This is a genomic window from Peptococcaceae bacterium (genome assembly GCA_024655825.1).
In the GTDB taxonomy this organism is placed as follows: Bacteria; Bacillota; Peptococcia; order DRI-13; family PHAD01; genus JANLFJ01.
Window position 1 is genome coordinate 28,361 of the sequence record JANLFJ010000013.1, and the last position, 26,580, is coordinate 54,940.

23 protein-coding genes are annotated in these 26,580 nt (G+C 50.2%); 4 read left to right on the forward strand and 19 right to left on the reverse strand.

The window, feature by feature from the left end; genetic code table 11:
- Window positions 1-12: 12 nt before the first annotated feature.
- The 5 genes from NUV48_06685 to NUV48_06705 all read right to left on the reverse strand — a co-directional run bounded on the left by NUV48_06685 (window position 13) and on the right by NUV48_06705 (window position 3,937).
- The gene (locus NUV48_06685; GenBank protein ID MCR4441824.1) at window positions 13-423 is read right to left on the reverse strand and encodes a DUF126 domain-containing protein; all 411 of its coding nucleotides are present in this window, start codon (window positions 421-423) and stop codon (window positions 13-15) included.
- Window positions 424-425: 2 nt separating this feature from the next.
- Window positions 426-1,673: an aconitase X catalytic domain-containing protein gene (locus tag NUV48_06690; protein MCR4441825.1), complete on the reverse strand. Its 1,248-nt coding sequence runs from the start codon at window positions 1,671-1,673 to the stop codon at window positions 426-428.
- A 16-nt stretch (window positions 1,674-1,689) separates the two neighbouring features.
- Window positions 1,690-1,971 (reverse strand): UxaA family hydrolase, encoded by a 282-nt coding sequence (locus NUV48_06695; protein MCR4441826.1) that lies wholly within the window; start codon window positions 1,969-1,971, stop codon window positions 1,690-1,692.
- A 29-nt stretch (window positions 1,972-2,000) separates the two neighbouring features.
- On the reverse strand, window positions 2,001-3,161 hold the full coding sequence (locus tag NUV48_06700; GenBank protein MCR4441827.1) for a UxaA family hydrolase: 1,161 nt from the start codon (window positions 3,159-3,161) through the stop codon (window positions 2,001-2,003).
- A 74-nt stretch (window positions 3,162-3,235) separates the two neighbouring features.
- Window positions 3,236-3,937, reverse strand: coding sequence for a FadR family transcriptional regulator (locus NUV48_06705; protein MCR4441828.1), 702 nt, complete (start codon window positions 3,935-3,937; stop codon window positions 3,236-3,238).
- Between the two features lie 328 nt (window positions 3,938-4,265).
- Here NUV48_06705 and NUV48_06710 point away from each other — a divergent pair, with 328 nt between their 5' ends.
- The gene (locus tag NUV48_06710; GenBank protein ID MCR4441829.1) at window positions 4,266-5,261 is read left to right on the forward strand and encodes a hypothetical protein; all 996 of its coding nucleotides are present in this window, start codon (window positions 4,266-4,268) and stop codon (window positions 5,259-5,261) included.
- An 86-nt stretch (window positions 5,262-5,347) separates the two neighbouring features.
- Here the strand turns inward: NUV48_06710 and guaA are convergent, their stop codons facing one another.
- From guaA to NUV48_06730, 4 genes are all read right to left on the reverse strand, one after another.
- Complete coding sequence (guaA, locus tag NUV48_06715) at window positions 5,348-6,886, reverse strand: glutamine-hydrolyzing GMP synthase (protein ID MCR4441830.1); 1,539 nt, start codon at window positions 6,884-6,886, stop codon at window positions 5,348-5,350.
- Window positions 6,887-6,935: 49 nt separating this feature from the next.
- Window positions 6,936-7,469, reverse strand: coding sequence for a hypoxanthine phosphoribosyltransferase (hpt, locus tag NUV48_06720; protein ID MCR4441831.1), 534 nt, complete (start codon window positions 7,467-7,469; stop codon window positions 6,936-6,938).
- A gap of 152 nt (window positions 7,470-7,621) precedes the next feature.
- Window positions 7,622-8,341 (reverse strand): hypothetical protein, encoded by a 720-nt coding sequence (locus NUV48_06725; protein MCR4441832.1) that lies wholly within the window; start codon window positions 8,339-8,341, stop codon window positions 7,622-7,624.
- Window positions 8,342-8,416: 75 nt separating this feature from the next.
- Entirely contained in the window at window positions 8,417-10,807 is a 2,391-nt protein-coding gene (locus tag NUV48_06730) for an AAA family ATPase (protein MCR4441833.1), read from the reverse strand.
- Between the two features lie 206 nt (window positions 10,808-11,013).
- Here NUV48_06730 and NUV48_06735 point away from each other — a divergent pair, with 206 nt between their 5' ends.
- Both NUV48_06735 and NUV48_06740 read left to right on the forward strand, forming a co-directional pair.
- Window positions 11,014-11,811 (forward strand): flagellar motor protein, encoded by a 798-nt coding sequence (locus NUV48_06735; protein MCR4441834.1) that lies wholly within the window; start codon window positions 11,014-11,016, stop codon window positions 11,809-11,811.
- Window positions 11,804-12,526, forward strand: a complete 723-nt coding sequence (locus tag NUV48_06740; protein MCR4441835.1) for an OmpA family protein — start codon at window positions 11,804-11,806, stop codon at window positions 12,524-12,526. The genes NUV48_06735 and NUV48_06740 overlap by 8 nt, the downstream gene beginning before the upstream one ends.
- Window positions 12,527-12,592: 66 nt before the next feature.
- On the opposite strand, the gene lpdA is transcribed toward NUV48_06740, so the two are convergent.
- The 10 genes from lpdA to NUV48_06790 form a co-directional block, all read right to left on the reverse strand.
- Entirely contained in the window at window positions 12,593-13,999 is a 1,407-nt protein-coding gene (lpdA, locus tag NUV48_06745; protein MCR4441836.1) for a dihydrolipoyl dehydrogenase, read from the reverse strand.
- Window positions 13,996-15,330 carry a 2-oxo acid dehydrogenase subunit E2 gene (locus NUV48_06750; GenBank protein ID MCR4441837.1) on the reverse strand — a complete coding sequence of 445 codons (1,335 nt, stop codon included), beginning with the start codon at window positions 15,328-15,330 and terminating at the stop codon, window positions 13,996-13,998. The genes lpdA and NUV48_06750 overlap by 4 nt, the downstream gene beginning before the upstream one ends.
- Before the next feature lie 18 nt (window positions 15,331-15,348).
- Window positions 15,349-16,320: an alpha-ketoacid dehydrogenase subunit beta gene (locus NUV48_06755; protein MCR4441838.1), complete on the reverse strand. Its 972-nt coding sequence runs from the start codon at window positions 16,318-16,320 to the stop codon at window positions 15,349-15,351.
- Window positions 16,313-17,254 (reverse strand): thiamine pyrophosphate-dependent dehydrogenase E1 component subunit alpha, encoded by a 942-nt coding sequence (locus NUV48_06760; GenBank protein MCR4441839.1) that lies wholly within the window; start codon window positions 17,252-17,254, stop codon window positions 16,313-16,315. Before NUV48_06760 ends, NUV48_06755 begins: the two co-directional genes overlap by 8 nt.
- A 499-nt stretch (window positions 17,255-17,753) precedes the next feature.
- The gene (locus NUV48_06765; protein ID MCR4441840.1) at window positions 17,754-19,718 is read right to left on the reverse strand and encodes a sigma 54-interacting transcriptional regulator; all 1,965 of its coding nucleotides are present in this window, start codon (window positions 19,716-19,718) and stop codon (window positions 17,754-17,756) included.
- Between the two features lie 66 nt (window positions 19,719-19,784).
- Window positions 19,785-21,449, reverse strand: a complete 1,665-nt coding sequence (gene ilvD, locus NUV48_06770) for a dihydroxy-acid dehydratase (GenBank protein ID MCR4441841.1) — start codon at window positions 21,447-21,449, stop codon at window positions 19,785-19,787.
- Window positions 21,450-21,472: 23 nt separating this feature from the next.
- Window positions 21,473-22,732 carry a TRAP transporter large permease gene (locus NUV48_06775; protein ID MCR4441842.1) on the reverse strand — a complete coding sequence of 420 codons (1,260 nt, stop codon included), beginning with the start codon at window positions 22,730-22,732 and terminating at the stop codon, window positions 21,473-21,475.
- Window positions 22,729-23,235: a TRAP transporter small permease gene (locus NUV48_06780; GenBank protein ID MCR4441843.1), complete on the reverse strand. Its 507-nt coding sequence runs from the start codon at window positions 23,233-23,235 to the stop codon at window positions 22,729-22,731. The genes NUV48_06775 and NUV48_06780 overlap by 4 nt, the downstream gene beginning before the upstream one ends.
- 80 nt (window positions 23,236-23,315) lie before the next feature.
- Window positions 23,316-24,329 (reverse strand): TRAP transporter substrate-binding protein, encoded by a 1,014-nt coding sequence (locus NUV48_06785; GenBank protein MCR4441844.1) that lies wholly within the window; start codon window positions 24,327-24,329, stop codon window positions 23,316-23,318.
- Between the two features lie 110 nt (window positions 24,330-24,439).
- Window positions 24,440-25,135 (reverse strand): FadR family transcriptional regulator, encoded by a 696-nt coding sequence (locus NUV48_06790; protein MCR4441845.1) that lies wholly within the window; start codon window positions 25,133-25,135, stop codon window positions 24,440-24,442.
- 421 nt (window positions 25,136-25,556) lie between these two features.
- On the opposite strand from NUV48_06790, the gene ilvC reads away from it, so the two are divergent.
- On the forward strand, window positions 25,557-26,555 hold the full coding sequence (ilvC, locus tag NUV48_06795) for a ketol-acid reductoisomerase (protein MCR4441846.1): 999 nt from the start codon (window positions 25,557-25,559) through the stop codon (window positions 26,553-26,555).
- Window positions 26,556-26,580: the final 25 nt, after the last annotated feature.

Sequence of the window (26,580 nt, forward strand, 5' to 3'; positions counted from 1 at the left end):
TTATCCCCTCCCCTATTGTTCCTGTTTTTTGAGGGTTCTGACACTGCCGTCTTCATTTATTTCAAGATAATCCCCGGTTTTGATCTCTTTTGTAATGTCTCCCATAAAGCCGTCCAATACCGGTATGTCCATTGTCAAAGCGCACTCAAGGGTTACTGGTTCAATATGGTTGCAGAGTATTGCCAGCGGCGCCTTGTCGTTTTTCTTGAGCTGGTAGGCAATGTACGGCGCTATGGTTCCCCCCTTGCCGGTGGGTATGACCATAATTTTACCCTTTAGCGGAGTGCCAAAAAGATGATGGCCAGTCAGTGTAATTTCACCATTGGTTGGATTTACATCTCCAATAAAGGAAAACGGAACATCGATCACCACTGCTTCCCCTCTGACATATCCAGCATTTAAGACCCTTCCGGTAAATCGCACCGTCAGTTCACCTCCAGCTTCCCTGATACTGCTGACTGCAGGCACTGTTTCAGACTGCCAACGACTACCTTTACTTTTCCTTTTTGTAAAGCAGTAATGTAATGAGCCGCTTTAAAAGAGTTGGTCATTACGGTTCGAACACTATCCGGGATTGGAGAGTCAGGAATGGTCGCCAGGCAGGTATTGCTGAATACACCTCCGGCTTTTTCGATTTCATCCGCAAATCCCATGGTCCTGGCAAGACAGTAGGTCGGCTCGGACATCGCCAGCCAAAGCCTTGAGTTATCACTTATCTTTTTACCTCTGATAATCCCGGCTACCCTTGCAGCCTCCTCGATAGTAACATGCGGGCAGCCTATTACTACCAGGTCTACCTGGTCGCTAGAAGCCTGCCTGTATTTTTCTTTGGTCTTTTCAATCTGGATTCTGTCGACGGTGATAACCTCTTCCGGCTTTTGACCGCCAAGCGCCGCCTCTGTTGTCGGAGCCTCGGGTGTAACGCCGGCCACATGACAGACGTGGACCGAACCGCTGGTCGCAGCCGGTGCTATCAAATACTTCAATTGATCAAAAGTTATTTCCCTGGAAATGCCCTCAAAAACAACGTTCTTGTTCCAAACCTTCTCTCCCACGTAATACCCCAGTGCGCCAAAATCGTCGTCCGTCATCTCCGCGGCATCCATCCTCACCCTCACAACAACACTGGCGCGGCGGTTTTCATCTTTCAAGAGTCCATAATATAAAGCCCTCCCCGTTAATGCTGAACAAAGATTGACAATTGTTCCATCTTTATTGGTTCGCGCCCCGATGATAGAATTGGCGATTATCTGAGCACATGATCCTATCCACGATATGTAATCGCCTATGCGGGGAAGATTTCCAACATGCATGGGAAGGCAGCTGTAAGTCTGAATAAACCCGAGCTTTTTATAGATGGCCTGTCTTTTTTCATGGTCTTTAAGTTCCGACAGCGCAAAATCCTCCCTTATGCCCATGGCCATCCACTTGTCAGGATTAAATGCGGACATTAGCGGGTGAAGCGTGGTTAAAACCGGCACCGCCTCAACCCCTTCCGTCAGCTCCATCAGCAATTCCGGCGGTTCCTTAGGCATGGTATGCGCGCTGGCAATTGGAACGAACTTTTCCACGCTACAAGACCGGCCAAATTTTATCAGAATGTTGATGGCTTTTTCCAACCCTGGGCCGTGTTTGCCCGAAGCCATCTCTTCTTCATATCTGGTCAATTGCAATCGCTACATCCCCTTTTTATTTCACTTCATAATGATCTCTGACATTGTGGGTATGAACCCAGTCCCCGGTCCTGATCCTGGCCGTTGCCAGGCCTATCGTTTCACCGTATTTAATCACCGGTCCATCTTTTTCAATATTTACAATAGCTATTTTGTGTCCAAAGGGTACATCATGATTCGACTTGTATGACAATTCCTTGTCTTCGACTTTGACAAAAAATTCTTCGCCCGCTTTTATATCCGCCACGCTTGTTACGACATTATCGCTGGAGGAAATTAACTTGGCATACTTCTTCACAATATCACCTCCCGATTTTGATATTCTGCTCACATAACCGGACCTTTAATCAGGATTTCCATCTGACCGTCATAATTTAATATCTCGGCCTTCGTCAACCTGCCGGATGCCACTTCAACAGCCAGTTCATACAGTCTTTCTCCCGCCTGGGCTACACTTTCCGTTTCTTCGATTACCGATGATACATCAATATCAATATGGGACTTCATTGTAATGTTGGTTTTTTTATTTCCGCATATCTTTATTGTTGGTATGACGGGATGGCCGTTGGGTGCTCCGCGCCCGGTGGTAAACAGTATCAATTGAGCCCCGCCGGCAGCACCGCCAGTCAGGTTTTCAAAACCATGACCGGGAGTGGCCATAATATGCCTGCCGGGACACCGCGGTCTTTCTCCATATAAAAGGGCGCTCTGAATCGGTACCCTTTGCCCCTTAGCATTTGCGCCCAGGGCTTTTTCAATTAATGTTGTCAACCCCCCGGCTACATTTCCCGCCGTCATCTGGCTGCCTCTTACATCTGCTCCCACTGCCACCCCTCTTTCATACAAGTCCTTCACAAAGCCGATTATTTTATCCCCTTGTGAGGGGTCCACACACAAATCTTTCAGTGCATATTCACCGCCCATAATGTCGCACACTTCTCCCTGAATGAACGTACCTCCATTATCCGTCATCAGCCTGCATACTTCTCCAACCACAAGATTGGAAGATAACCCGGAAGTGGTATCGGAGGAGCCGCACTTCGTGCAAAAACACAGCTTGTCTAAGCCGAATTTTTCTCTTTTTATCCTGCTTGCTTCCAGGACTAGATCAGCCGCTATCTGCGCGCCCTTGTTTATGGTCTCAAGCATACCTCCCAACTCGTGAACCGTTACGGCTTCAACCGGTTTTTTTGATTCCCTGATTCCTTCCACAACTTCTTCCAGCTTAACCATTTCACAGCCCAGCCCCAACACAAGGGCTGCAGCAACATTGGGATTTTTGCCCAGGTTAATTAATGTCCGTGTCACCTGTTCCGTATCCTGCGGTGGATGCAGGCACCCCTGGTGATGAGTAAAAGCCCGGGTTCCCCTGATTAATCTCTCGATGTGCAAGGCTACGGCATTTACACATCCGACGGTTGGAATAAGCGCCACCATGTTTCTGGCTCCAACCTGCCCGTCTAACCTTGGATAACCATAAAAATCCATCTGCAATTCCTCCTCTCTATCTAGTTCAATATGTCAGATTTTTAATAAAAACCGCCTTGTATTTTAATTTATATTTAAAGATTGTAATAACTGGTCTCCAGGTGCAGTTTCATAAGCTCCGTAGCGGTTTTTACGTCTCTTTCTTTAACGGCCTCGTAAATCGCCCTGTGTTCATCAATAGACAGCCTGTACCTCCCCTTGATTATTAAAGACTGCTTGCGTCCCTCGTTTATCACATCACTGAAACAGGCCAGTATGGCAATAAACAGTTTATTATGGCTTGCTTTCATAAGGCTGTTGTGATAGTTCAAGGAAGCCCTGATTATTTTCTCGTCATCGTTACTGTTAACGGCAATCTCCATTTCTTCTATTGCCTCCAGCATTCTCTTTAAATCTTTATCCGTTCTCCTCATGCAGGCCAGCTCGGTGGCTTTGACTTCCAGAGTAATCCGCATTTCTTTGAGATCATTCAAAATGTTTTGCCCCGGTTCAACAGCATTTTCAAGAATATCAAGCAAATTTGCCGTTTCAAGCCCTTTTACCACATAACCTTCGCCGGGCCTCAAGTCCAAAACATTTATAAACTGCAGTATCTTCAGGGCTTCCCTCAGCGGAAGCCTGCTGACACCGAGTTTCTGCGCCAAATCTCTCTCGGGGGGGAGCTTATCCTCCGGTTTCAAAATCCCCTTCTCAATCATCTCTTTGATCTGTCGAATGATCTGGTCAGATAAATTCTCCTTATTGACTTTCTTGAATTCATCAAACGATTCGTTCATTACAACACCCCATTATATGGTTTTATTTTATTATGGTATTACCGTTATTGGTATATATGTATTTTGGTATTACCAACTTACCATAAAGTATATCACATCATTTATATAATTCAAGACCTTTTTTATAAAAAGGTGGTTAGAACTCTGCCGGCCAAGGTAGAATCATAAATATTATATCCTGGTTAACTGAATTGTCACGGTACACATGATTCCCGATTGACCGATAAAAATTAATAAATACCCTTGGAAAAAAATGATCCGCTTCGAATAATATGGGTGCTGCCAAGGCTAAATAAATTAGTATCTATGGTTATGAGGAGGTAATCTTATGAAAAAGACGCTGGCCATCCTGCTGACCCTGATTCTGATACTGTGCAGCAGCACAGCCACCCTGGCCAAGCCCCACGGAGTAATCCACTCTGTTCCTGCAAAATCCACTTACACGTTCAGCTATGAAGTGCCTGGTTACATCGTGACGGAAAAAGATACTGCTGTTAACGTGACATTTAAAACAGCCCTGTTGGGAAGCGCCGGTTATGAAGGGGTCCACTTTGAGTTTCAAGCAACAAATAATGTAGCCGGAACCGTATATTTTACAGCTACAGACAGTGCAGGCAACACTCAAACCTTTATCAACAATGGCTCCTGGGGGCCTGCTGAAGGGTTTACACTGCCAGCATATTATAATGAATCCACCAGCTGGAACCTGAAATTCACTAAAGCGGGTCAATATAATATTATTTTTAAAGCATTCAGCGGCAGTAACGTCTTTGCCGAAAAGATTCAATCATTAACAGTTACAGATGCCGCTTTCGTCTACACAGTCCCGGAAACTGTTTATGCAAACCAGGAGATAACAGTAAATGTCGGCTTCGTTACAGAACAAGATTACAGCAATGTACACTTTGAATTCTCAAAAACTGCAGGTCCTGGGAACGTGGTTTTTAAAGCAAAAGACAGTAATGAAGTATGGTTTAACTTTATAAATGCCGGCACGTGGGGCTCCGGATTTAATATTACCAGTCCTTACAGCACAACCACTCCCTGGCTTATGACCTTCAGCTTGCCCGGCACCTATACGATAACCTACAAACTGGTGGAGAGCGACAATGACATAGTAGCTACCGGCAGTACAAACGTAGTAGTGAAAGACCCCACTGCAGTTAATAACGATGACGAAGATGATGACAGTATTAAAAATGGAAACACCAAAGGTTTGCTGAATGCCCTCCGGAATCACTACAAAAAAAATAAAAAGATAAACCACGGTGCAGAGCGGATTGTGGAACTGCTGATGGCCAGAGGAGTAAATCAGGTAGAGTAGGACAAGGTCGGCTGTCCGGTTCTAATCCATTTTAAGCTGACTAGTAGCTAAAACTCCCGCTAAATCAACTCTATCGGCCTTCCCCCTTATTCCCACTCTATGGTGGCGGGAGGCTTGGAGGTGATGTCGTACACCACGCGGTTGACGTGGGGGACTTCATTGACAATGCGGTTGGAGATGCGCTCCAGCAAGTCATAGGGCAGGCGGGCCCAGTCTGCCGTCATGGCATCGTCGCTGGTTACGGCCCGCAGAACGATGGGGTAAGCGTAAGTGCGTTCGTCCCCCATCACTCCCACGCTCCTGATTGTGGGTAAAACGGCAAAGTACTGCCAGATATTCTCTTGCAGCCCGGCTTTTCCGACCTCCTCCCGGACAACGGCATCAGCTTCCCTCAGTATTTCCAGTTTCTCCTCCGTCACTTCGCCGATGACGCGAATGGCCAGGCCCGGACCGGGAAACGGCTGGCGAGCAACGATTTCTTCCGGCAGCCCCAGTTCACGCCCAACCTGTCGCACCTCATCCTTGAATAAAAGCCTCAAGGGCTCGAGCAGCCTGAATTTCATGTCGCGCGGAAGACCCCCCACGTTATGGTGGGTCTTGATTGTCGCCGCCGTGCTGGTCCCGCTTTCAATGACATCGGGATAAAGAGTACCCTGAACAAGGAACTGGATGTTTCCCAGCTTGGCGGCTTCCTCTTCGAAGACACGGATAAACTCATTGCCGATGATGACGCGTTTCTTTTCCGGGTCGCTTATTCCTTTTATTTTGTTTAAGAAACGCTGCCCCGCCTCCACAAAAACCAGGTTTATGCCAAATTTTCCGCTAAAAGTATCCCTGACCTGCTCCGATTCGCCCTTACGCATAAAGCCGTGGTCCACGTAAACGCAGGTTAACCGGTCCCCTACGGCCTTGTGGACCAGGACCGCCGCCACAGACGAGTCCACCCCCCCGCTTAAGGCGCACAGGACTTTTTCACGGCCCGTCTCTTTTTTAATTTTTTCTACCTGTTCTTTGATAAATGAACCCATGGACCACTCGCCCTGGCAGCGGCAGATGTCATAAAGAAAACGGCTCAGTATTTCCATGCCGTACTCGGTATGCCTCACCTCAGGATGGAACTGCACTCCGTACAATTTTTTTTCGTTGTGGGCAAAAGCGGCATATGGAGTGTCGGCAGTCCGGGCGCATGAGACAAAGCCTCCAGGCATGCCAGCCACAAAATCTCCATGGCTCATCCAGCACCGCTGTTTCCCGGCAAGACCGCGAAAGAGGGGGGTTTCTGTGTTTACCTCAACAACCGCTCTTCCGTACTCGCGCTTGCCGGCTCTTTTCACTTCTCCTTTGAAAAGATGGGCAATGAGCTGCATACCGTAGCAAATGCCCAGGATTGGTATACCCAGTTCGAAAAGCCCAGGGTCCACCTGGGGAGCATTTTCGGCGTATACACTGGCCGGGCCGCCGGAAAAAATAATCCCTTTGGGTTTCCTGGCTTTTATCTCGTCCAAAGGAGTATGATAAGGAATCATTTCGGAATAGACATGCAGTTCCCGAACCCGCCGGGCTATCAACTGGTTGTACTGGCCGCCAAAATCCAAAACCAAAACCGTTTCGTGTTCCTGGAGCAACCGGCTTCCTCCTTCCATGCTTCAAACAACAACCGGTTAAAACTATTAACTAACCGCTTTTTGTTTCAATTACCGCCACATAGGGCAGGTTTCTGAATTCTTCATTATAATCCAGGCCGTAGCCGACCACGAATTCGTCAGGAATTTCATAGCCGTTGTAGTCCGGCACAAGCGGCACTCTCCTCCGGCCTGGTTTATCAAGAAAAGCGCAGACCTTCAGGCTGGCCGGGCTGCGTGTCATGAGGTTCTCTTTCAGGTAGCTCAGGGTGAGACCTGTATCCACGATATCCTCGACTATCAATACATCTTTGCTCATAATATCGGCTTCCAGGTCTTTTAAGATGCGCACCACCCCGGAAGTGCTGGTCGAAGCGCCGTAGCTTGAAACCGCCATGAAATCCATCTGCAGGGGTAAAGGAATTTCCCTTATCAAGTCTGAAAGAAAGATGATTGAACCTTTGAGAATCCCAACGACAAACAGGTCTTTATTCTTGTAATCCTGTGTTATTAGCTCTCCCAGTTCTTTTACTTTACTGCGGATTTCAGCCTCGGAAATTAAAATCCTGGTGATCTCGGCGGTCATTGTCAACCCCTCCCTTTTTTTAAAAACCTCTCCCGCAAGCCTGTCCAACTATAACACCCTTTGATTATACCAAAAAGCGGCAATGGGCCTCAAGTGGATGCGAGTAAAGGCATCTTGCCTGGCAAAGTTCGGGACTTCATATTGTTTCCCGGCTACACTTCAGGTCCCTTTATGTCGACCGGCTCGTTAAAGTCCTTCAGTTCCACATCAATTTTGAGGAGGTGGCGGGAGTTGTCGCGGTGTTCGGCCATAATTTCAGCCCTACGGATCACCCCTTCTTTTCTGTCGATCCACAGCCTGTAATTAAAGTCCTCCCAGTACAGTTCCATGTACTTGTTACCCCCGCGTCCCATGACCTCGTAAAGGCGGCACGTCTTCCCGCCAGCCTTTTCTCGGCCCACGTACTTTACGTCGATATTATCCCTTTCCGTAAAATGGAACGCCCCCAGCGGGTTTATTTCCGCAATCAACTTTTCCACGGCGGCGCGTTCCTTGTCGGGGACCACCACCCAGCCTTTGGTCAAGCTGTCGCGCCGGTACAGGACGTCTCCCAAGTGGTAAATCTCCACCTCCGCCTTGATGATGGGAAGACTCCCCTGGAGATGAACACCCCTTAAATTTTTTTCGCCGTTTATCTCGGAAATGATTGACTCCTTTCCTTCCAAAACGCGAACTGCCACTGCCCTGTAGCGGTAGCTCTTGGCGTTCAGGGTTTTGACCAGGCCCTGCAGCACCGCTTCTTTCGGGGGAGGCGCAGTCAGCTCGTTGATTCCATAAACCAAAAGCGCCGCCAGAAAACAAGCCGCCAGCAGTTTCCACCATTTTCCGCGCAAGTTGACCGCTGGCAATGTAAATCCCGCCAACTGCCGCATTATCTCCACTCCCGCTCCAACACTTCTTGCTCGTTTTTATATCTTTACGAAGGCAGGCGGAGAATTATGCACATATTATTTTGCTTCGGAAATCACGCTTCCTTCTGTTTTTTCCTCCCTGGCGCACTCGTGAATTTCCAGCAGCCTTTGCTGCGCTTTAGCAAAAACCTCCTCCCAGCTTATCCCGGTGAGAATCTCTATGCCCTCTTCGATCGTTTTTACGGCATAAACATGGAATTTGCCTTCTTTTACAGCCTCGATCACCTCGTCGTCAAGCATCAGGTTCTTAATGTTCTGGTGCGGGATAATCACCCCCTGCTCTCCTGTGAGACCCTTGATCTTGCAGACCTGGAAGAACCCCTCGATTTTCTGGTTGACTCCGCCGATTGGCTGGATTGCCCCTTTCTGGTTGACGGAACCGGTAACGGCGATCCCCTGCTTCACCGGCACGCCGGAAAGACTGGAAAGCAGGCCGTAAAGTTCGGCGCTGGAAGCGCTGTCCCCTTCCACCCCTTCGTAAGACTGTTCAAAACAAATACTGGCCGAAAAAGAAAGAGGAAACCTGGCCCCGAATTTTTCTCCCAGGTAGCCGCTCAGGATCAGCACGCCTTTGTCATGAATCGGACCGCTCAGCTTAACTTCCCGCTCAATGTTGATGATGCCCCTTTTGCCTACGTATGTGTTTACCGTAATGCGCGAGGGCTTGCCAAAGGAGTACTCGCCAAGGTCGTAAACGGCCAACCCGTTGACCTGCCCGACCGTTTTTTCGCCGGTGTCAATGAGAATGACCCCTTTTTCGATAAGCTCCCGCAGCTTCTGCTCAATTTTGTTGGCCCGGTATATCTTTTTTCTGATCGCCTTTTTTACATGTTCTTCGGTCACCGTTGCCGCTTTTTCCAGCTCCGCCCACGTATCGGCCTCGTATAATATTTCCACCAGGTCGTTGAATCGAACAGAGAGCTTTTCCTGGTTGTCAGCCATGCGGGAACTGTACTCCACAATCCTGGCCAGGGCGGAACTGCTGAAGGGGCGAAGGTTCTCCCTTTTACAGTGATAGCAGATTATCCTGGCCAGTTTATCAACATTCCCGGCGGTTCTCTCCATCTCCACATCAAAATCGGCTTTGATCTTAAACAGCTTGCGGTAATCCTCATCGTACTGGTACAGCAGGCGGTACTCCCACTCGCTGCCAATCACAATCACTTTAACCTTAAGCGGGATGGGTTCCGGCTTTAAGGTGGAAGTCGGTATTACCCCCATCTGCTCGCCTATGTTCTCCATGATTATTTTTTCCGTCTTCAGGGCGCGCTTCAAGGCGTTCCAGGAATAAATATTCGTAAAAAGGTCCCGGCACTGCAGGATCAGGTACCCCCCATTGGCCCGGTGCAAGGAGCCGGGTTTTATTTTCATAAAATCGGTGGTGAGAATTCCCAGCTGGGTTTCATATTCAACCTTCCCCACGAGGTTGTAGTATGTGGGATTGGTCTCCACCACGACCGGTGCGCCTTCGGTCTTGCCGTTATCGATAAGCAGGTTCACCTGGTACCTGTGAGTAAAATCCCTCACCTTTTCATCCTTAAACAGCAGGAGCTCCAGTCCGGCCTTTTCTTCCTTGTCCTTGAAAAGCCTTAAGTTCTTCATAATATCTTTGAGGACATCTTCGATATATTGACCGATTTTATCATATTGCGCGTACTTTTCCTTATGTTTTTCGAATGTATCCTCAATGGCGCTCAAAACGACCCGCTTTTCCAGCCGGTCCAATTCTTCTTGTGAACCCTTTTCCAGGTCCTTTAATTTTTTGAAGGTATCAAGGATGATCATGTTGAGTTCTTTGGATTTTTCATCGATTCTCCTGGTATCGTCGTCGCTTAATTTTTCGAACTCATCTTCCCCCATCGGCCTGCCCTCGCTGTTAAGGGGCACTGTGACTATACCTTTTTCCGTGTTTTTCAGGGCAAAACCTAGCTGCCTGGCTGTTTCATTCAAGGAAGCCAGGACCTGGTTTTGCTTTTCCTGCAGTTCTTGCAGAAACTTGCTTTTTTCCTTGTTATACCGTTCGGAAGCAAGTGCCTGGGGAATTATGTTCATGACCTGTTTGATCAATTTTCTCATATCTTCTCTGAATTCCCTTCCCATGCCGGCGGGAAGGCTCACCACACGGGGATGGTCCGGTTTTTCAAAATTATAGAGATAGCACCAGTCTGGCGGCTTGGGCTCCTGGGCCGCAAATTGTTTTACCAGGGACTGGCTGTATTTGTTGCGTCCCGTTCCCGTCGCCCCGGTAATAAAAATGTTGTACCCGTATTTTCTGATTTTCAACCCGAATTCCAGGGCTTCTGCAGCTCTTTCCTGGCCGGCGATGCCATCAAAGGGTTCAATGTCTTTGGTTGTTTTAAACGGAAATACACTGGTATCACAGGAATTCCGCAACTGTTCAGGTTTCAATTCCCACTGCCTGTTCATCAGCGCCAACTACCTCCTCGTTATGATAAGCCTGCCTGATATCATTGGGGTTATTTGCTGTTTTTTCTACATGATATGCTCCGAATCCTTTTTACCGAAAAACTTTTTTAAACACGGCATTTAATTATTTATCATGCTGAAAAAGGCAGGAATTTGCCAATTATTAGCGAAAAGTGAATAATGATTCGATTATACGGGGTGAAAGTATGGATATTGCAACTTTACTGGGAATTTCCATTGCTTTAATCGGGGTCATTGGGGGATACCTTTACGAAGGCGGGGCGCTGTTGGGCCTGTTCAGCGTGGCCTCGGCGCTCATCGTCTTAGGGGCCACAATTGGGGCTGTGTTTATCTCTTTGCCCCTGTCGGAAATAAAAGAAATCCCGAAACTGATCAAGCTGGTCCTGACCGAAAAAGATTATGACTATAACGCCTTGATTAAAAAAATCACGGAACTGGCCCATACCGCGCGGAAGGAAGGAATCCTGGCCCTTGAATCTTTAACCCAGGAAATCGACTACCGGTTCCTGGCCAACGGGATCATGATGGTTGTCGACGGCATGGACAAGGAGGCAACCAAAAGCATTATGGAGGCCGAAATCAGTTCAGTGCAGGAAAGGCATTTCCGGCGAGCCAAAATATTCGACATTGCCGGCGGCTACTGCCCGACCATGGGCATCATGGGAACCGTTATGAGCATGATCTCCGTCTTAAAAGAGCTAAATGAACCTGCCGCCCTGGGGCCGAAAATAGCCATGGCCTTTACAGCCACATTATATGGAGTGGGCTTCGCCAACGTGCTCTTTTTCCCGATCGCCGAGAAATTAAAAGCGAAGTCCCACGCCGAAATGGTTTACATGGAAATCTGCATGGAAGGCGTTTTGTCCATCCAGGCCGGAGAAAGCCCCAAGATCATCAGTGAAAAGCTGCTGGTTTTCATCAACCAGGGCAAACGCGAAGAAGAGGAAACGGAAACTAAGAAAGAGGAAGAGCAGAATGCTTAGGAAGAAAAAACACGCCGATCACATCAACATGGAAAGATGGCTGATTTCCTACGCCGACTTCATCACGCTTCTTTTTATCCTCTTCATCATTTTATACTCATTCAGCCAGATTGACATTCAAAAATACAAGCAGATGGCCGCTTCCCTCGCCGGCGAATTCGGCGGCAGCAATCCCATCATGGAGCATCAGGGACAAGGTCACAGTGAGGAAAAATCCCCGGCGGAAATAGAGAATGAAACGCTGGCCAGGCTGGCGGAAGAAATAAGGGCTTACGGCCAGCAGCGGGGAATAACCCCCAACCTCGCTTTTCGCGTCGATGAGCGCGGTCTCCATATTTCCATCACCGGAACGGTCCTGTTCAATGACGCCAGCGCCGCCCTGACGCCGCAAGCCAAGGAGTTTATCAGCATCATCTTCGAACAGCTAAAAAATTTGCCCAACCCGATACTTATTGAGGGACATACGGACAACCGCCCCATCAATACCAGGGAATTCCCCTCCAACTGGGAACTGTCGGCGGCCCGCTCCATTAACCTTGTCCGCTATCTTATCGAAGAATACAAGTTCGACCCGCGCCGTCTTTCATCGGCAGCGTACGGGGAATACCGTCCCGTCGCCCCAAACGATACTCCGGAAAACCAGGCCAAAAACCGCCGGGTGGAGATCATCATCTTGCGGACAAACCAGTCCGCAGCCACGCCGGTCAAGCAGTGACGCGCGCCAAAGCAAACCCCGGGCCGCTTCTTAACGAGCCCGGGGATCTCTTTTTTAATAACAGTTTTACGCTTGCCTGCGCGCCGGAGGCCAGTGCACGGCCAGGCCGTTTACGGCCAGCGCCGCTTCGCCTATGGCTTCCGTCACCGTAGGATGGGGGTGCACCGTGGAAACCAGTTCGTCCACAGTGGCCTCCAGCCTGATGGCCAGGGCCGCCTCGGCAATGATGTCGGTGGCCCTTGGCCCGATCACGTGAACACCCAGTATTTCGCCGTATTTTTTCCCGGCAATCACTTTCACCAGGCCTTCTCCCCCGCTGTCGATAACAGCCTTACCGTTGGCTGCCAGCGGGAATTTTCCCACTTTGTACGAAATGTTCTTGTTGGCGGCCTCTTCTTCGGTAAGACCGACTCCTGCCGCTTCCGGGCTTGTGTAGATGCAGGAAGGGACAGTGGCCGGGAAATAAGCAGGCTGGTGACCCAGGGCATGCTCAACCGCCGCCACTCCCTGGGCGGAAGCGGCATGGGCCAGCATTTGCTGCCCATTGCAGTCACCAACGGCATAAATCCCCGGAACTCCCGTGGAGAATGCACCGTCAACAAGTATTCTACCGCGCTCCACCCGGACCCCAGCTGATTCCAGGCCCAATCCCGCCGTACGCGGCCGACGGCCTACCGCCACCAGCACGTACTGGGCCGCTATTTCCTGCTCTTTACCCTGAGATTCAACCGCGGCAAGCAACCCATTATCATTTCGACCAGGTCTGACCTCCCGCAGTTTCGCTCCGGTAAAGAAAACAACCCCCCGTTTTTCGAGTTCTTTTCTCAAGCAGGCGGCAATTTCGCCGTCCATTACCGGCAGGACCTGCGGCAGCAGTTCCACGACGGTCACGCTGCTGCCCAGGGAACTGAAAAGGTCCGCAAACTCGATGCCGATAACGCCGCCTCCCACAATCACCAAGGAGGATGGAATATCCTGCAGGTTCAAGGCCTGTGTGCTGTCGATGACCCCCGGCAGCTCGGAACCCGGGAAATCCAACCTCACAGGTTCCGAGCCTGCCGCCAGGATGATTATATCGGCGTTAAGCGTCTCCGCCTTCTCGCCCTCTATTTCCACGCTGCGAGCGCCGCGCAAAACGGCTTTGCCCCTGTGGCATTTGACCCCGTTAGCCTGAAGGAGGGACCCGACACCACCGACCAGGCGGTTGACCACCGCCTGTTTGTGTTTTTGCAGTTCAGGCCAGTCAACACGCACTGCCTCCGCCTTGATCCCGTGCACAGTTCCTTCCCGTATCGCCCGGTACATCTCGGCGGTATGGAGGAGCGCTTTGGTGGGAATACAGCCTACATTCAGGCAGGTCCCGCCCAATCTTTCCTTTTCCGCCAGGTGTACTTCCGCTCCCAGCTGGGCCCCGCGAATGGCCGCCACATAACCGCCGGGACCGCCGCCTATCACCACCACTCTTTTGCTCATGTCTCAACCGGTCCTCCTCCCAGCAGCAACAGGGGATCTTCCAGCAGCCGGCGCACCCTGGCCATAAACCGCGCCGCAAGCGCCCCGTCGATCAGGCGGTGGTCAAAGGACAGGCACAAATTGGCCAGGGGTCTTATCACTACCGAACCGTCGACCGCCGCCGGGCGTTCCGCTACCCGGCACACGCCCAGGATCGCGCTTTCCGGCGGGTTGATGATCGGCGTAAAGTGATCGGCGCCGTACATCCCCAGGTTTGTAACGGTAAAGGTTCCGCCGCTTACCTCGTCGGGCAAGAGTTCACCTTTGCGCGCTTTTTCGCTCAAAACCGCTATCTCCTGCCGCAAGAGGCGAAGGGACTTCTGCTCCGCATTCTTTATCACCGGTACGATTAAACCGTTGTCCAAGGCTACCGCCACGCCGATATTTACGCCGGAGTGCCGCTTTATCCTGCCTTCCTGCAGGCTGCTGTTGACTTCACGGAACTCGGCGAGAGCGCAGGCGACACACTTGACAATGACCTCGGTATATGAATACCTGACCCCGTCCTCGCGCGACAGGCTGTCTTTCAAGCGGCCGGCTGCAGTCATATCAACTTCGACGGTCAGGTTGACATGGGGCGCGGTCTTCCAGCTCAAGCTCATCCGCTCGGCTATCGCTTTGCGCATGCCGGCCAGCGCCGTTCCCCCATCTTCTTTCTCTCCGGCGGCGGGTCCCGCGGCAGCTGCGGCCGCTCCCTGAAGAGCAGACAGGACATCATCTTTCATGATCCGCTTGTCTGAAGCTATCGCGCTCAGTTCCACGCCAAGTTCGGCCGCCATTTTGGCCGCCACGGGGGTGGCCTTCACTTCTTTGACTTTTTGCTCGCGGCAGGCCAGGACATCTCGTTCCACGATCCGGCCGTCCGGGCCGCTTCCCTTTACCCGGCTGAGATCGATGCCCAACTCGCGGGCCAGCTTTTTTGCGGCCGGGGAAGCCTTCACCCCGCTGTCCGCTCCTTTTTCGGCGGTAAATTGAACAGGTGTTTCACAGGCCGCAGCCGGATGGTCATTTTTCTCCTCTCCTGCCGGCTGCGGCAAATCCGCCGCTTTTTCGCCCGGTTCGCCGATCAGGGCAAGAGCCGCTTTCACCGGGACCGTTTCACCCTCCGGAACCAGTATTTTCAATAAAACCCCGCTGCCGGGAGCCTCGATTACGTTCGTGATTTTATCCGTCGTAATTTCCACCAGTTCCTCGCCGGCGGCAACCGTTTCTCCCTCCCGTTTATGCCATTTCACCACAGTTCCCTCAGTCATGGTCAGTCCCAGCTGGGGCATCTGCACATACACTGCCATTGCCTGGCCTCCTCTCAATTAGCATATTTCTTGGGCCGCGTTGACAATATCTTCAACACCGATTTTTACCAGCTTTTCAAGAACAGGACTGAATGGGATGGGCACATAAGGAGCTCCCAGGCGTTTTATAGGAGCGTCGAGGCAATCGAGCATCTCCTCGGCGATAATCGCGGCTATTTCCGCTCCAACACCGCCGGTCTTTACGGCCTCATGGACAATCATCACCCGCTTTGTTTTGGCTATAGACTCAAAGATTGTCTCCTTGTCAATCGGCGAGATGGTGCGAAGGTCTATGACTTCCGCTTCGATACCCGACCCCGCCAGCGATTTGGCCGCTTCCAAAACCCGGTGCAGCATCAGGGAATAAGAAATAATGGTGATGTCCTTCCCTTCTCTCACGATGCTGGCCTTTCCGATGGGTGTCAGGTGGTCACCGTCCGGAACCTCGCCCTTCATCGGAAATAATACCTTGTGTTCAAAATACAACACCGGGTTATCGTCCCGGATCGCCGACTTCAGCAGTCCTTTGGCATCCGCCGGATTTGAAGGGATTACGACTTTTAGTCCCGGAATATGAAGAAACCAGGATTCGATGCACTGGGAATGCTGCGCGGCTGCTGAGCGAATAATCCCGTCCGGGGCCCTCAAAACTACGGGTACTATTGTTTGGCCGCCGAACATATAGCGAATCTTGGCCATCTGGTTAAAAACCTCATCCATGGCCACGCCCAGGAAGTCGGCAAAATGCATATCCACAACCGGGCGCATTCCGGCCAGCGCCGCGCCGACCCCGGCGCCCACGATAGCTGTTTCCGAAATCGGCGTATCTTTAACCCTTTCAAAGCCAAAACGCTGCGGAAGTCCCTTGAACTGTCCAAAAATTCCGCCCTGCCTGGCAATGTCTTCTCCCATGATGAAGACCCTGTCATCTCGTTCCATCTCTTCACTCATAGCCTCTAGTGTGGCTTCCGAAAAGGTAATACTACGCATTGCTTACACCACCTTCAACATATAAATCTTCATACAGCTCATGCGGTTCAGGGAACGGGCTTTCGACCGCAAACTGCTCGGCTTCTCTGATCTCTGCTTCAACCTGGGCCTCGATTTGGGCAAGCTCCTTCTCTGACAGCCTTTTTTCGGCTATGACCCTCTCTTTGAGCCTTGTTATGGGATCGTTTTCCTTCATCATCCTTTGCACTTCTTCCCTGGAGCGGTACAACTCCGGATCACCGACAAAATGCCCTTTGATCCTGTAAGTCTTGGCTTCAAGCAGGGTGGGACCTCCACCTGTTCTTGCCCGTTCAACGGCCCTGGCGGCCTTTTCATAAACGTCGAACACATCGTTCCCGTCCACTATTTCGCCGGGAATCCCGTAACCGACCGACCTGTCGGCGATGTTTTCCACCGCTGTCGTTGTCCTGTAGGGTGTGGTTGAAGCCCACTGGTTGTTCTCGCAGACAAAAACGACGGGTAGTTTCCAGGCGGCGGCCATGTTCACCGCTTCATGAAAGGTCCCCCTGTTGGAAGCCCCGTCTCCAAAAAAGCATACCGCCACATCGTCCCTTCCCTGCATTTTACAGGCCAGGGCCGCTCCGGCAGCCAGGGTGTATCCTCCTCCTACCACTCCATTTGCTCCCAGCATACCCACGCTGAAATCGGCGATGTGCATCGAACCTCCTTTACCCTTGCAGTAGCCGGTCCGTTTCCCGAAGATCTCCGCCATCATTGGTTTCAACTGTGCGCCTTTGGCTATTGTATGCCCGTGTCCGCGGTGGGTGCTGGTAATGTAATCGGAGTTCCGAAGATTCTGGCACACACCTGTCGCTATCGCCTCTTCCCCGATGTAGAGATGCACAAACCCTGGAATTTCGCCTTTCAAAAACAACTCGTTTACCTTCTCCTCAAACAGGCGAATTCTCGTCATGATCAGATAAAAGTTTTTCAGGACTTCTTTTGATATTTGCTTCAAAAATAGTCACCCCGCATTTATTAATCTTCGATTTGATCAGGACCCATGCCCTCCCACTGTATAAATAATTAACACTGTTCCATAAATGAACTCCTTTCCTTCAAAAAGGCCAAAAAAAAATTAATAAAAATCAACAATACGAATACGATAAAGTCTCTAAGCCTTATCCCGTTGAAGAAAGCCCAACCCGGGGAGGTATGAGTCAGGCTTCCTTGGCCGGAAAACCGGAAGATATGTTTTTTCTTAATTTACACCCCCTCGGTTAAGATGCTTGCACAAATAATTACATGCAATTTTTGTGCCAGTTTTAATCTCCTTGCCTCTACTTAATTTTTATGTTCCGTCTGGCAGCCAGCAATTCCTGTATTGTACTATTTTTGAACAACATCAAAAAGAAGCAAGGAAAAAGAGTAAAAACGGGTTATGTGCAATTATTGAAAAATAGTTAGTTTTTCTAACACTCGATTTTATATTTGTCTATCTTAAAATACAGCGTATTGCGGGCTATTCCCAGTATTTTGGCCGACTTTGTAATATTACCCTGACAGTGTTTAAGCACTTCGATTATCGTTTGCCGTTCCGCTTCTTCCAGAGAGCAAAATTTTCTCGACTGCTGTAAATGAGCGCCGCTCCCCGATAAAATTTTGGGTAAATGGTGAGGCATAATACGATTGGTCTCCGCAAAATTTACCGCTCTTTCCAGCGCGTTTTGCAATTCCCGGATATTTCCCGGCCAGGAGTATTCCATAAGGATTTTCATGGCTTTGTCGTCCAGCACGTAATCCATGCCCCGTTCTTCCGACAGCTTCTGGAGAAAGAACCGCACCAGCAGGGGAATATCACCGCTTCTCTGGACAAGCGCAGGAAGGTGAATATTTAAAACATAGAGCCGCCAAAAAAGGTCTCGGCGAAAAGTCCCCTCCTCTATTTCCTTGTAAAGGTCCTTATTGGTCGCGGCAATAACCCTCACATCAACCGCCAGCGTCTTACTGCCGCCAACCCTGGTTATCTCTTTATCCTGCAGTACCCTCAGAAAACGAACCTGCATCTCCAGGGGCATTTCTCCAATTTCATCAAGAAAAATGGTACCGCCGGAAGCCAGTTCGAACTTGCCGGGTCTGCCTCCCTGGCGCGCGCCGGTAAAAGCTCCCTCATCATAACCGAACAGTTCGCTCTCGATCAAATCGCGGGGAATAGCCCCGCAGTTAACGGCAATAAACGGTCCCCTGGCACGTGAACTGGCATTATGGATGGCCTGGGCAAACAACTCCTTGCCCGTCCCGCTTTCCCCCGTGATTATTACCGTGGAAGAACTGCTGGCCGCTATGGCGGCAATGCGCTTTGCTTCCAAGATCTCCCTGCTGTTTCCGATAATATCGTCAAACGTATAACGCGCCTGGGCGCCGACCATCCGGTTCACCAGTTGTTTTACCTGTTTTATTTCTCGAAAAACATCAACCACGCCTTCAATCCTTCCATTTTCCCCCTTGATGGGGAAAGCGCTTTTTATAAAATGCAGGCGTCCTCTCTTTGAATTGATAATAAACTCTCGGTCCGTATAACCTTCTCCCGATTTAAGAACATCCAGAACAGGCGGATGAAAATCGACTATTTTCGTGATATGTTTTCCTAAAACCTTTTCAGAATCTACAAGCAGGATTTTTGCCGCGCTCTTGTTGAGGTAAGTGATGTAACCTTCCGCATTGACAGCAAGGATCCCTTCAGAAACCGCGTCTATAGCCGTCCGGTAATACCGTGCGGTCAGGTCATGTCCATCCTCTTTCTCCGCAAGCCGGAACTGGTTCTCTACAGAATATCCTACTACTGCCAACATACCCAAAATATGGTTCGGGACCTCTTCACAGCTGCCCAGTGCGCCCAGGACCGCCGTGGTTTTGCCCAGCGGATCGGCAAGGGGTACGGCTAAACTGCAGCAGCGCTTGAGTTCCAAACAATAATGCTCATCGGCTGAGACTAAACAGGGCGCTTCTTCCCGCAGGACCAGCCCAATCGCCGTAGTCCCCACCACCTTTTCGCTCCAGCTGGCGCCTGCCCGGAGATTGAGAGCCTGGCGAAACCTATTAAGCGTCTCTTTATCGCCCAGTGTTAATAAAATGGTCCCTTCGCCGTCAGCCAAAAAAGTGACAAAATTGAATTCCGCAGCCGCCAGATAAATGTTTTCCAAGTAAGGCTTGACTATGTTTATCAACGGCTTTTTTTCTTCCAGCCTGGCAAAGAACTCCTCGCTGTGGAGAGCCAGACTGCTTTTACCTCCCAAGGGATTTACTCCCCAAGACCTGCACCTCTGCCACGAAGCGGCAATAGCGGGTCTGACATTTTCCGGTTCCTTACCGGAATTGATAAAATTCTGCCACTCTGTAAACAAGTCACTGTTCTTTTTTAACCTGGTTAGTTGCATTGGCGTATTACCCCCTCTCACACAGCTCACATTGCGCGGTTAACTGCGGGGAAACCGCCGCCGCGCTTAAGGCAAGACAGCTCCCCTGCTGGCCGAAGAAACCAGGGCGGCATAGCGCCTGAGGTAAGAACCGGGCGCCGCTTTGTCCGCGGGCATCGACCATTTTCGCTTCCGCCTGTTGATCTCCTCGCTGTCCAGCCTGACATTTAAGGCCCGGTTTGGTATATCCACCCGGATAATGTCTCCTTCCTCAATTAGCCCCAGCGGACCTCCTTCGGCCGCTTCCGGCGATATATGGCCTATCGCCGCGCCCCTCGTAGCCCCGGAAAACCTGCCATCGGTAAGAAAAACAACATCCTTTTCCAGGCCCATCCCGCACAAGACCGCGGTTGGGCTGAGCATTTCTCTCATCCCCGGCCCGCCCTTCGGTCCTTCATACCGGATGACAATAACATCTCCCCGCCTTATTCGTTTATTCATGATTGCTGAAAAAGCCTCTTCTTCCGAATCATAAACCCTGGCCGGTCCCTCATGGCATTTCAGCCGGGCGTCGATTGCCGACTGTTTCGTTACCGCGCCGTCAGGCGCAAGGTTACCCCACAGCACGGCAATGCCGCCTTCGTTCTCATACGGATTGTCTATGGGCCTAATCACCTCCGGGTTTAACACCCTGGCCCGCGCAACCGATTGTGACAGGGTAAGGCCGCTGACGGTGATTTCATCACCCTCCATCAGCCCTGCCTCATCCAGCTGCCTGAGCACGGCCGAAACACCCCCGGCATAAAACAGGTCAAGCATCCTGTGTTCGCCTGCCGGATTTATTTTGACAATGTTTGGCACCTTCTTGCTCATTTCATCGAAGACCGCAAGGTTCAGCGGTACGCCCGCCTCATAAGCGATGGCGAGCAGGTGCAAGACAGAATTGGTTGACCCCCCGAGGGCCATATCGAGTGCAATGGCATTACGGAAAGCCCCTGGGGTCATCACATCACGGGGACATACATTTCGCCTGACCAGTTCCATTATCTGCATTCCCGCCTTTTTGGCCAGGGCAATCCGCTGCCCGTAAGGGGCAGGTACGGTCCCGTTCCCGGGAAGGGCTATCCCTAAGGCCTCGGCCAGGCAGTTCATGGTATTTGCTGTGTAAAGTCCGGCGCAGCTTCCACAGGATGGACAGGTATTTCCTTCCATCTCGTAAAGAGTTTCTTCGCTAATTCTGTCCGCAGCCAGGGAACCTACCGCTTCAAAACCGCCCTTTGTTACATCCGTATCCTGGCCTTGAAAACGTCCCGGCAGCATAGGTCCGCCCGATACGTAGACGGCGGGGACATTCAGCCTCGCCGCGGCCATCAACATGCCCGGCACAATCTTGTCACAGTTGCCAACCAGCACCATGGCGTCGAACTTATGGGCCGCCATCATCGTTTCAATGGAATCGGCAATCAGTTCCCTGCTGGCCAGGGGATATTTCATCCCGCTGTGATTCATTGTTATCCCGTCACAAACTCCGATAACGGGAAACTCGATAGGCGTGCCCCCGCCCGCCGCTACGCCGAGTTTCGCCGCCAGGACCAGCTTATCGAGGTGGTAATGACCGGGGACAATCTCACTATGGGCATTGACTACTGCCACCAGCGGCTTTGCCAAATCCTGCGGTGTATAACCCATGGCATAAAACAAAGAACGGTGGGGTGAACGGGCTGTCCCTTTAGTAACTTGCTCGCTTAGCAAAACCAAAACCTCCTCGCTTAATATTAAAAAATAATGTCAAAATATAAGGGAATATAGGTTATCAACAATAAGGCCAGAACAAGTCCCAGCATTAAGGGGACTACGGCTTTGCTTATCCTCTCGATGGGAATATTAGAAATGGTACTGGCCACGTACAGGTTAATAGCCACCGGGGGCGTGATCATCCCGATGGCCAGCCCGATCACCACCAGCAAACCGAAGTGAATGAGGTCCACCCCCAGCTGGTTTACCAGGGGTAAAAACACCGGAGTGAGAATAATCAGGGCGGAGGCTGTTTCCATGAACACGCCGGCAATAAGGATGACTATGTTTATCAGCAGAAGAATAATAAATTTGTTGGAAGACAAAGCCAGGATGTTCCTGGCAATGAGACCGGGTATCTGCCAGTTGGCCAGTATCCAGCTCAGCGCTGAAGCCGTGGCGATCAGGAACATGACCACCGACATGGTAACGGCCGACTTCGTGAAGATCCTGAAAATGTCGCGCCAGCCCATATCCCTGTAAATGAAGACGGCTACGAGCAGGGCGTAATCTACCGCTATTACCGCGGCTTCCGAGGGAGTGAAATAACCTGAAAAGATGCCGCCCAGGATAATCAGCGGAGTGAGCAGCCCCCATACCGCCTCCTTGAAAGTCCGGCCAATATGGCGAAAGGAGAAGGGCGAACCCTGCTCGTAATTGTTCCTGTAAGCCTTTGACAGCGCAATAATAATCAGCACAAGACCCATCAGGACTCCCGGAATAAAACCGTTTAAGAAGAGCCGGGCCACCGACTGGTCGGCGATGACGGCATACAGGATCATGGGAACCGACGGAGGTATGACAACCCCTATGCAGCCTCCCGCAGCAATGAGCGCGGCGGAGGTCGCCGGATTATATTTCTTTTTCTCCAGTTCCGGTATGAGGGGAGTGCCCACGGCAGCAGTTGTGGCGGCTCCCGAACCGGAAATGGCGGCAAAGAACATGGAAGCCAGAACAGCTACAACCCATAAGCCCCCTCTCAAAAACCCCAGGATGGCATCGGCAAACTGGACCAGTTTTTCCGAAACCTTGCCCTGGGCTAAAAGATCCCCTGCCAGGATAAAAAAGGGAACCGCTACGAGAGGAAAGGAATCCGTCCCGGCGAACATCCGCTGGGGAATTACCACCAGGGGAACACTCTGAGTCAGGAGAACAGTAACGGCTGTCAGTCCCATAGAGACGGCTACGGGAACACCCAAGATTAAAAAAGCCGCGAAAGAACCAAATAGAAGGGTTATCATGCCGCCACCCCCTTTTTTCCCTTATTATTTAACATTTGCGCCATTCCGCCGAGAGCGTGCAGCGCCATTACCGTCAGGCTAACGGGAATGCTCATATACACAAACTGCATGGGTATCCCCAATGCCGGCGAGATTTGAAAAACCTGGAGTTTTATCATTACCAGGCTGTAATAAGATATTACGGCAAAAAACAGCAGGGACAGAACATATATGAGCAGCGAAAAATAAAACCGGATTTTCTGGGGAAGGGCTTCGATAAAAAAATTTATGGCAATATGGTTGCCGCGCTTGTAGGCCATGGTAGCGGCAAAAAATGTGCCCCATACCAGAAAATAACGGGAAATTTCCTCGCTCCAGGCTAAAGCGGTGAAAAAGACTCTAAACACGACCTGCAGGGTTGTCGCAGTTACCATACCCGTAATTATGAAAAAAACAAGCGCCGTAATCATCCTGTCTAAGAGGTCGCTTGTCTTTACAAGCAGTGAAGATACGGTTTTAGCCATTCTTTACTCCTCCATATTTAGTGGAAGATTTGTGTGACACCTCAACAGTGTCACACAAATCTTCTGTTGTTTCTTTTTTCTTATTTTTTGGCTTTATTGATTTCATCCAGCAGGGTTCCAAACTTTGATCCGTATTTATCATAGACTGGTTTTACGGCTTTCTGGAAAGAAGCCAAATCCGGTTCAATTATCTGCATGCCTTTTTCAGCCAGTTCTTTCAACTGGCCTGACATCTGCTCGGCATTCCACTTGCGCTCGTATACCGCCGCTTCCTGCGCGGATTTTTGAACCGTTTCCTGCACTTCCTTGCTCAAGGAATCAAAGAACTTCTTGCTCATCAAAAACAGCGCCGGAGCATACGTGTGCTTTGTCATGGACAGGTATTTTTGCGTTTCATACAGTTTATAAGCATAGATGACGTTTACCGGGTTTTCCTGGCCGTCGATTGTTTTTTGCTGTAAAGCCGTCAAGGCCTCGGTCCAGGCCATGGGAACGGCATTCGCGCCCAGGGCCTTGAAGGTATCGATGTACACGGGATTCTCCATCACCCTGATCTTCAATCCCGCCACGTCATCGGCAGCTTTCACCGCCTTTTTCGAGTTGGTAAGGTTTCTGAAACCTCTTTCCGCAAAAGCGAGACCTTTTAAGTTAACAGTATCCAGCTTGGACAGGACTTTTTTCCCGGCTTCCCCGTCCAGGACCTTGTAGGCTTCCTCAGGTGAACCAAATAGAAAGGGCATCTCGAAAACGGCTATTTCCGGAAGAAAGTTCGCCACCGGACCGTTGGTGATAACTCCCATTTGGATCGTGCCTACCTGCATTCCCTCGATCAGGGTTCGTTCATCCCCCAGCGTGGCGTTGGGATGGATTTCGATTTTCACCGCTCCCTTGGTCCGTTCTTCCACAAGTTCCTTAAACTTGACGGCGGCGATATGAAAGCCGTCCTTTTCATTCACGACATGCGCCAGTTTGATAACAGCAGGCCCGGCGGGTTCTTTTTTCTCCTCTGTCACAGGGGCGGAAGAAGTGCACGCCGCTGTCACGAATGCGATGATCAACAGCAGGGCAAACAAAAATGAAATCTTTTTTCTCATAATACCACCTTTTTCGTTAATTTTATGTATTTTATAAATACATCATCTAAAAACTCCTCGCTTTTTCCTCCTTTCTTTCTTTTTAATAATATTCAGGAGCCTGATTCGAATTAACGGGGATAAAACTGTTCTTCGGCAAAGGAAATATGTCTTTCCATGGCCGCGCGGCATAAAGAGGGGTCTTTTACGGCTATACCCTTTAAAATTGCCTGGTGTTGCTCAATAACCTGCTGCGCTTTGGATTTTTCATGCTGCAAAAAATATTTCCAATTCTTAACAGAAATCCTGCCGATGTAAACGGCAAAAATGTTAACCAGATTTTTTAATAAAACATTGCCGGAAAAACTGGCCAGCAGCGTATGGAACCTGACGTCTTCATTGGCCAGCCTGACGGGATCATCCAGTTTGGACATGTTGTGCAGGCAGTTCTTTAAAAGAGCCAGGTTTTCGGCGGACCTGTTGACGGCGCTCAGTTCTACCGCCGCCATTTCCATTATTCTCCTGACCTGGCTGATGTCCTTAATGTCAACCTCATCCAGCAACAGCAAAAGGGAAAGAGCTTTCGAAGAGTTCTCCAGGCTGAAAGCATTAAGGTAAGTTCCTTCTCCCTGTTTGCTGCTGACAACTCCCAGTATTTCCAGGGCCGCAATCGTTTCTCTTACCGGTCCCCTGTTTATGCCCAGGATATTGGAAAGCCTGTGCTCGGAATAGATCTTTTTGTTCGGCTTGAAGGTGCCCTTTTCCACACAATCAACAATTTTATCTATTATCAGGTCATGCTTGCGTTTGGAGGGCTCTCCGTTCACCGTACTCACTTCCTTCAGGTTATTTAAATTGTCGCTTAATTAATGTCTGTTATAAATATTCTATCGTTTTAATGAAAACCCTTTACTTGTTAACAAGTTTTTGTAATTCCGAAAGCATTCTGTTTTTCGATAAGACGTAATAAAAACTAACTACCGTCATATTACCGAACAAAAGCATTAAACAGCGTTCCGTCGGCTTTTTTCATGAAACCGGACTATCCTCATGATCATAAATAAGACAGTCCCCCTGAGGACCTTTCGTCGAAAAACGCAAAATTTCTTGAGAATATCGTCCTGCCGTTTTGGCACATGATTTGCAGTTTTCTTTTTGACATCAGGTAAAAAAGGGGGCTTGGCCATGTGAACAGCCGCATCCAAATCCAGTGCGACCGTAAAAATTAAACGAAGGAGGATCAACCCGATGGCTAAACTATACTATGACAGCGACTGCAATTTCCAATTAATCAAGGATAAAAAAATCGCCGTGATCGGTTACGGCAGCCAGGGCCACGCTCAGGCCCAGAATCTCCAGGACAGCGGGGCAAACGTGGTGGTGGGGCTGCCAGCGGAATTCAAAGAAGAGAGGGCCAAGGTTGTCGCGGACGGGCTGGCTGTCGCGGATACGGCGGAAGCGGCCAGGCTCGGCGATATTATCATGATGCTGGCTCCAGACACGCTTCAGCCCGCCATCTACGAGCAAAGCATCAAACCGCATCTCCAAGCGGGTAACGTTCTGATGTTCGCCCACGGTTTTAATATCAATTACAACCAGATCATTCCTCCGCCGTACGTGGATGTGGTCATGGTGGCTCCCAAGGCTCCCGGTCATACGGTGAGAAGCCAGTACAAGGCCGGGATGGGGGTCCCCTGTCTTCTTGCCGTGCATCAGGACGTGTCCGGTAAAGCCAAGGAATACGGGCTTGCTTACGCGAAAGGCATCGGAGCCGGTCGGGCCGGTATTATTGAAACGACTTTCCGTGAAGAAACGGAAACCGACCTGTTCGGGGAACAGGCCGTGCTCTGCGGTGGAGTAACCGAGTTAATGAAAGCAGGTTTCGAGACGCTCGTAGAAGCCGGGTATCAGCCGGAAATCGCCTATTTTGAGTGCATCAACGAAATGAAGCTTATTATCGATCTCATCTTTCAGGGCGGTTTCAAGTACATGAGGTATTCGGTCAGTGATACCGCCGAATACGGCGACTATATAAGCGGGTCAAGAATAATCACGGAGGAAACAAGAAAAGAAATGAAAAAGATCTTGGCCGAAGTCCAGAGCGGGGCTTTCGCCAGCAAGTGGATCCAGGAAAACAACGCCGGCGGCAGGGCTGAATTCCTGTACAGGCGGAAAAAGGAATCAGAACACCAGCTGGAAATAGTGGGTGAAAATTTAAGAAAAATGATGACCTGGATAAAAAAATAGCGGTAACAAGAGTGGCCCGGCAGTT

Excerpts from the sequence above, each read along its gene's own strand:
- NUV48_06785 (MCR4441844.1), bottom strand. The coding sequence starts at position 24,329 with ATGAGAAAAAAGATTTCATTTTTGTTTGCCCTGCTGTTGATCATCGCA.
- hpt (MCR4441831.1), bottom strand. The coding sequence starts at position 7,469 with ATGACCGCCGAGATCACCAGGATTTTAATTTCCGAGGCTGAAATCCGC.
- NUV48_06775 (MCR4441842.1), bottom strand. The coding sequence starts at position 22,732 with ATGATAACCCTTCTATTTGGTTCTTTCGCGGCTTTTTTAATCTTGGGT.
- NUV48_06750 (MCR4441837.1), bottom strand. The coding sequence starts at position 15,330 with ATGGCAGTGTATGTGCAGATGCCCCAGCTGGGACTGACCATGACTGAG.
- NUV48_06710 (MCR4441829.1), top strand. The coding sequence starts at position 4,266 with ATGAAAAAGACGCTGGCCATCCTGCTGACCCTGATTCTGATACTGTGC.
- lpdA (MCR4441836.1), bottom strand. The coding sequence starts at position 13,999 with ATGAGCAAAAGAGTGGTGGTGATAGGCGGCGGTCCCGGCGGTTATGTG.
- ilvC (MCR4441846.1), top strand. The coding sequence starts at position 25,557 with ATGGCTAAACTATACTATGACAGCGACTGCAATTTCCAATTAATCAAG.
- NUV48_06765 (MCR4441840.1), bottom strand. The coding sequence starts at position 19,718 with ATGCAACTAACCAGGTTAAAAAAGAACAGTGACTTGTTTACAGAGTGG.
- NUV48_06755 (MCR4441838.1), bottom strand. The coding sequence starts at position 16,320 with ATGCGTAGTATTACCTTTTCGGAAGCCACACTAGAGGCTATGAGTGAA.
- NUV48_06705 (MCR4441828.1), bottom strand. The coding sequence starts at position 3,937 with ATGAACGAATCGTTTGATGAATTCAAGAAAGTCAATAAGGAGAATTTA.
- NUV48_06700 (MCR4441827.1), bottom strand. The coding sequence starts at position 3,161 with ATGGATTTTTATGGTTATCCAAGGTTAGACGGGCAGGTTGGAGCCAGA.
- NUV48_06740 (MCR4441835.1), top strand. The coding sequence starts at position 11,804 with ATGCTTAGGAAGAAAAAACACGCCGATCACATCAACATGGAAAGATGG.
- NUV48_06760 (MCR4441839.1), bottom strand. The coding sequence starts at position 17,254 with ATGACGAGAATTCGCCTGTTTGAGGAGAAGGTAAACGAGTTGTTTTTG.
- NUV48_06730 (MCR4441833.1), bottom strand. The coding sequence starts at position 10,807 with ATGAACAGGCAGTGGGAATTGAAACCTGAACAGTTGCGGAATTCCTGT.
- NUV48_06725 (MCR4441832.1), bottom strand. The coding sequence starts at position 8,341 with ATGCGGCAGTTGGCGGGATTTACATTGCCAGCGGTCAACTTGCGCGGA.
- NUV48_06780 (MCR4441843.1), bottom strand. The coding sequence starts at position 23,235 with ATGGCTAAAACCGTATCTTCACTGCTTGTAAAGACAAGCGACCTCTTA.
- NUV48_06735 (MCR4441834.1), top strand. The coding sequence starts at position 11,014 with ATGGATATTGCAACTTTACTGGGAATTTCCATTGCTTTAATCGGGGTC.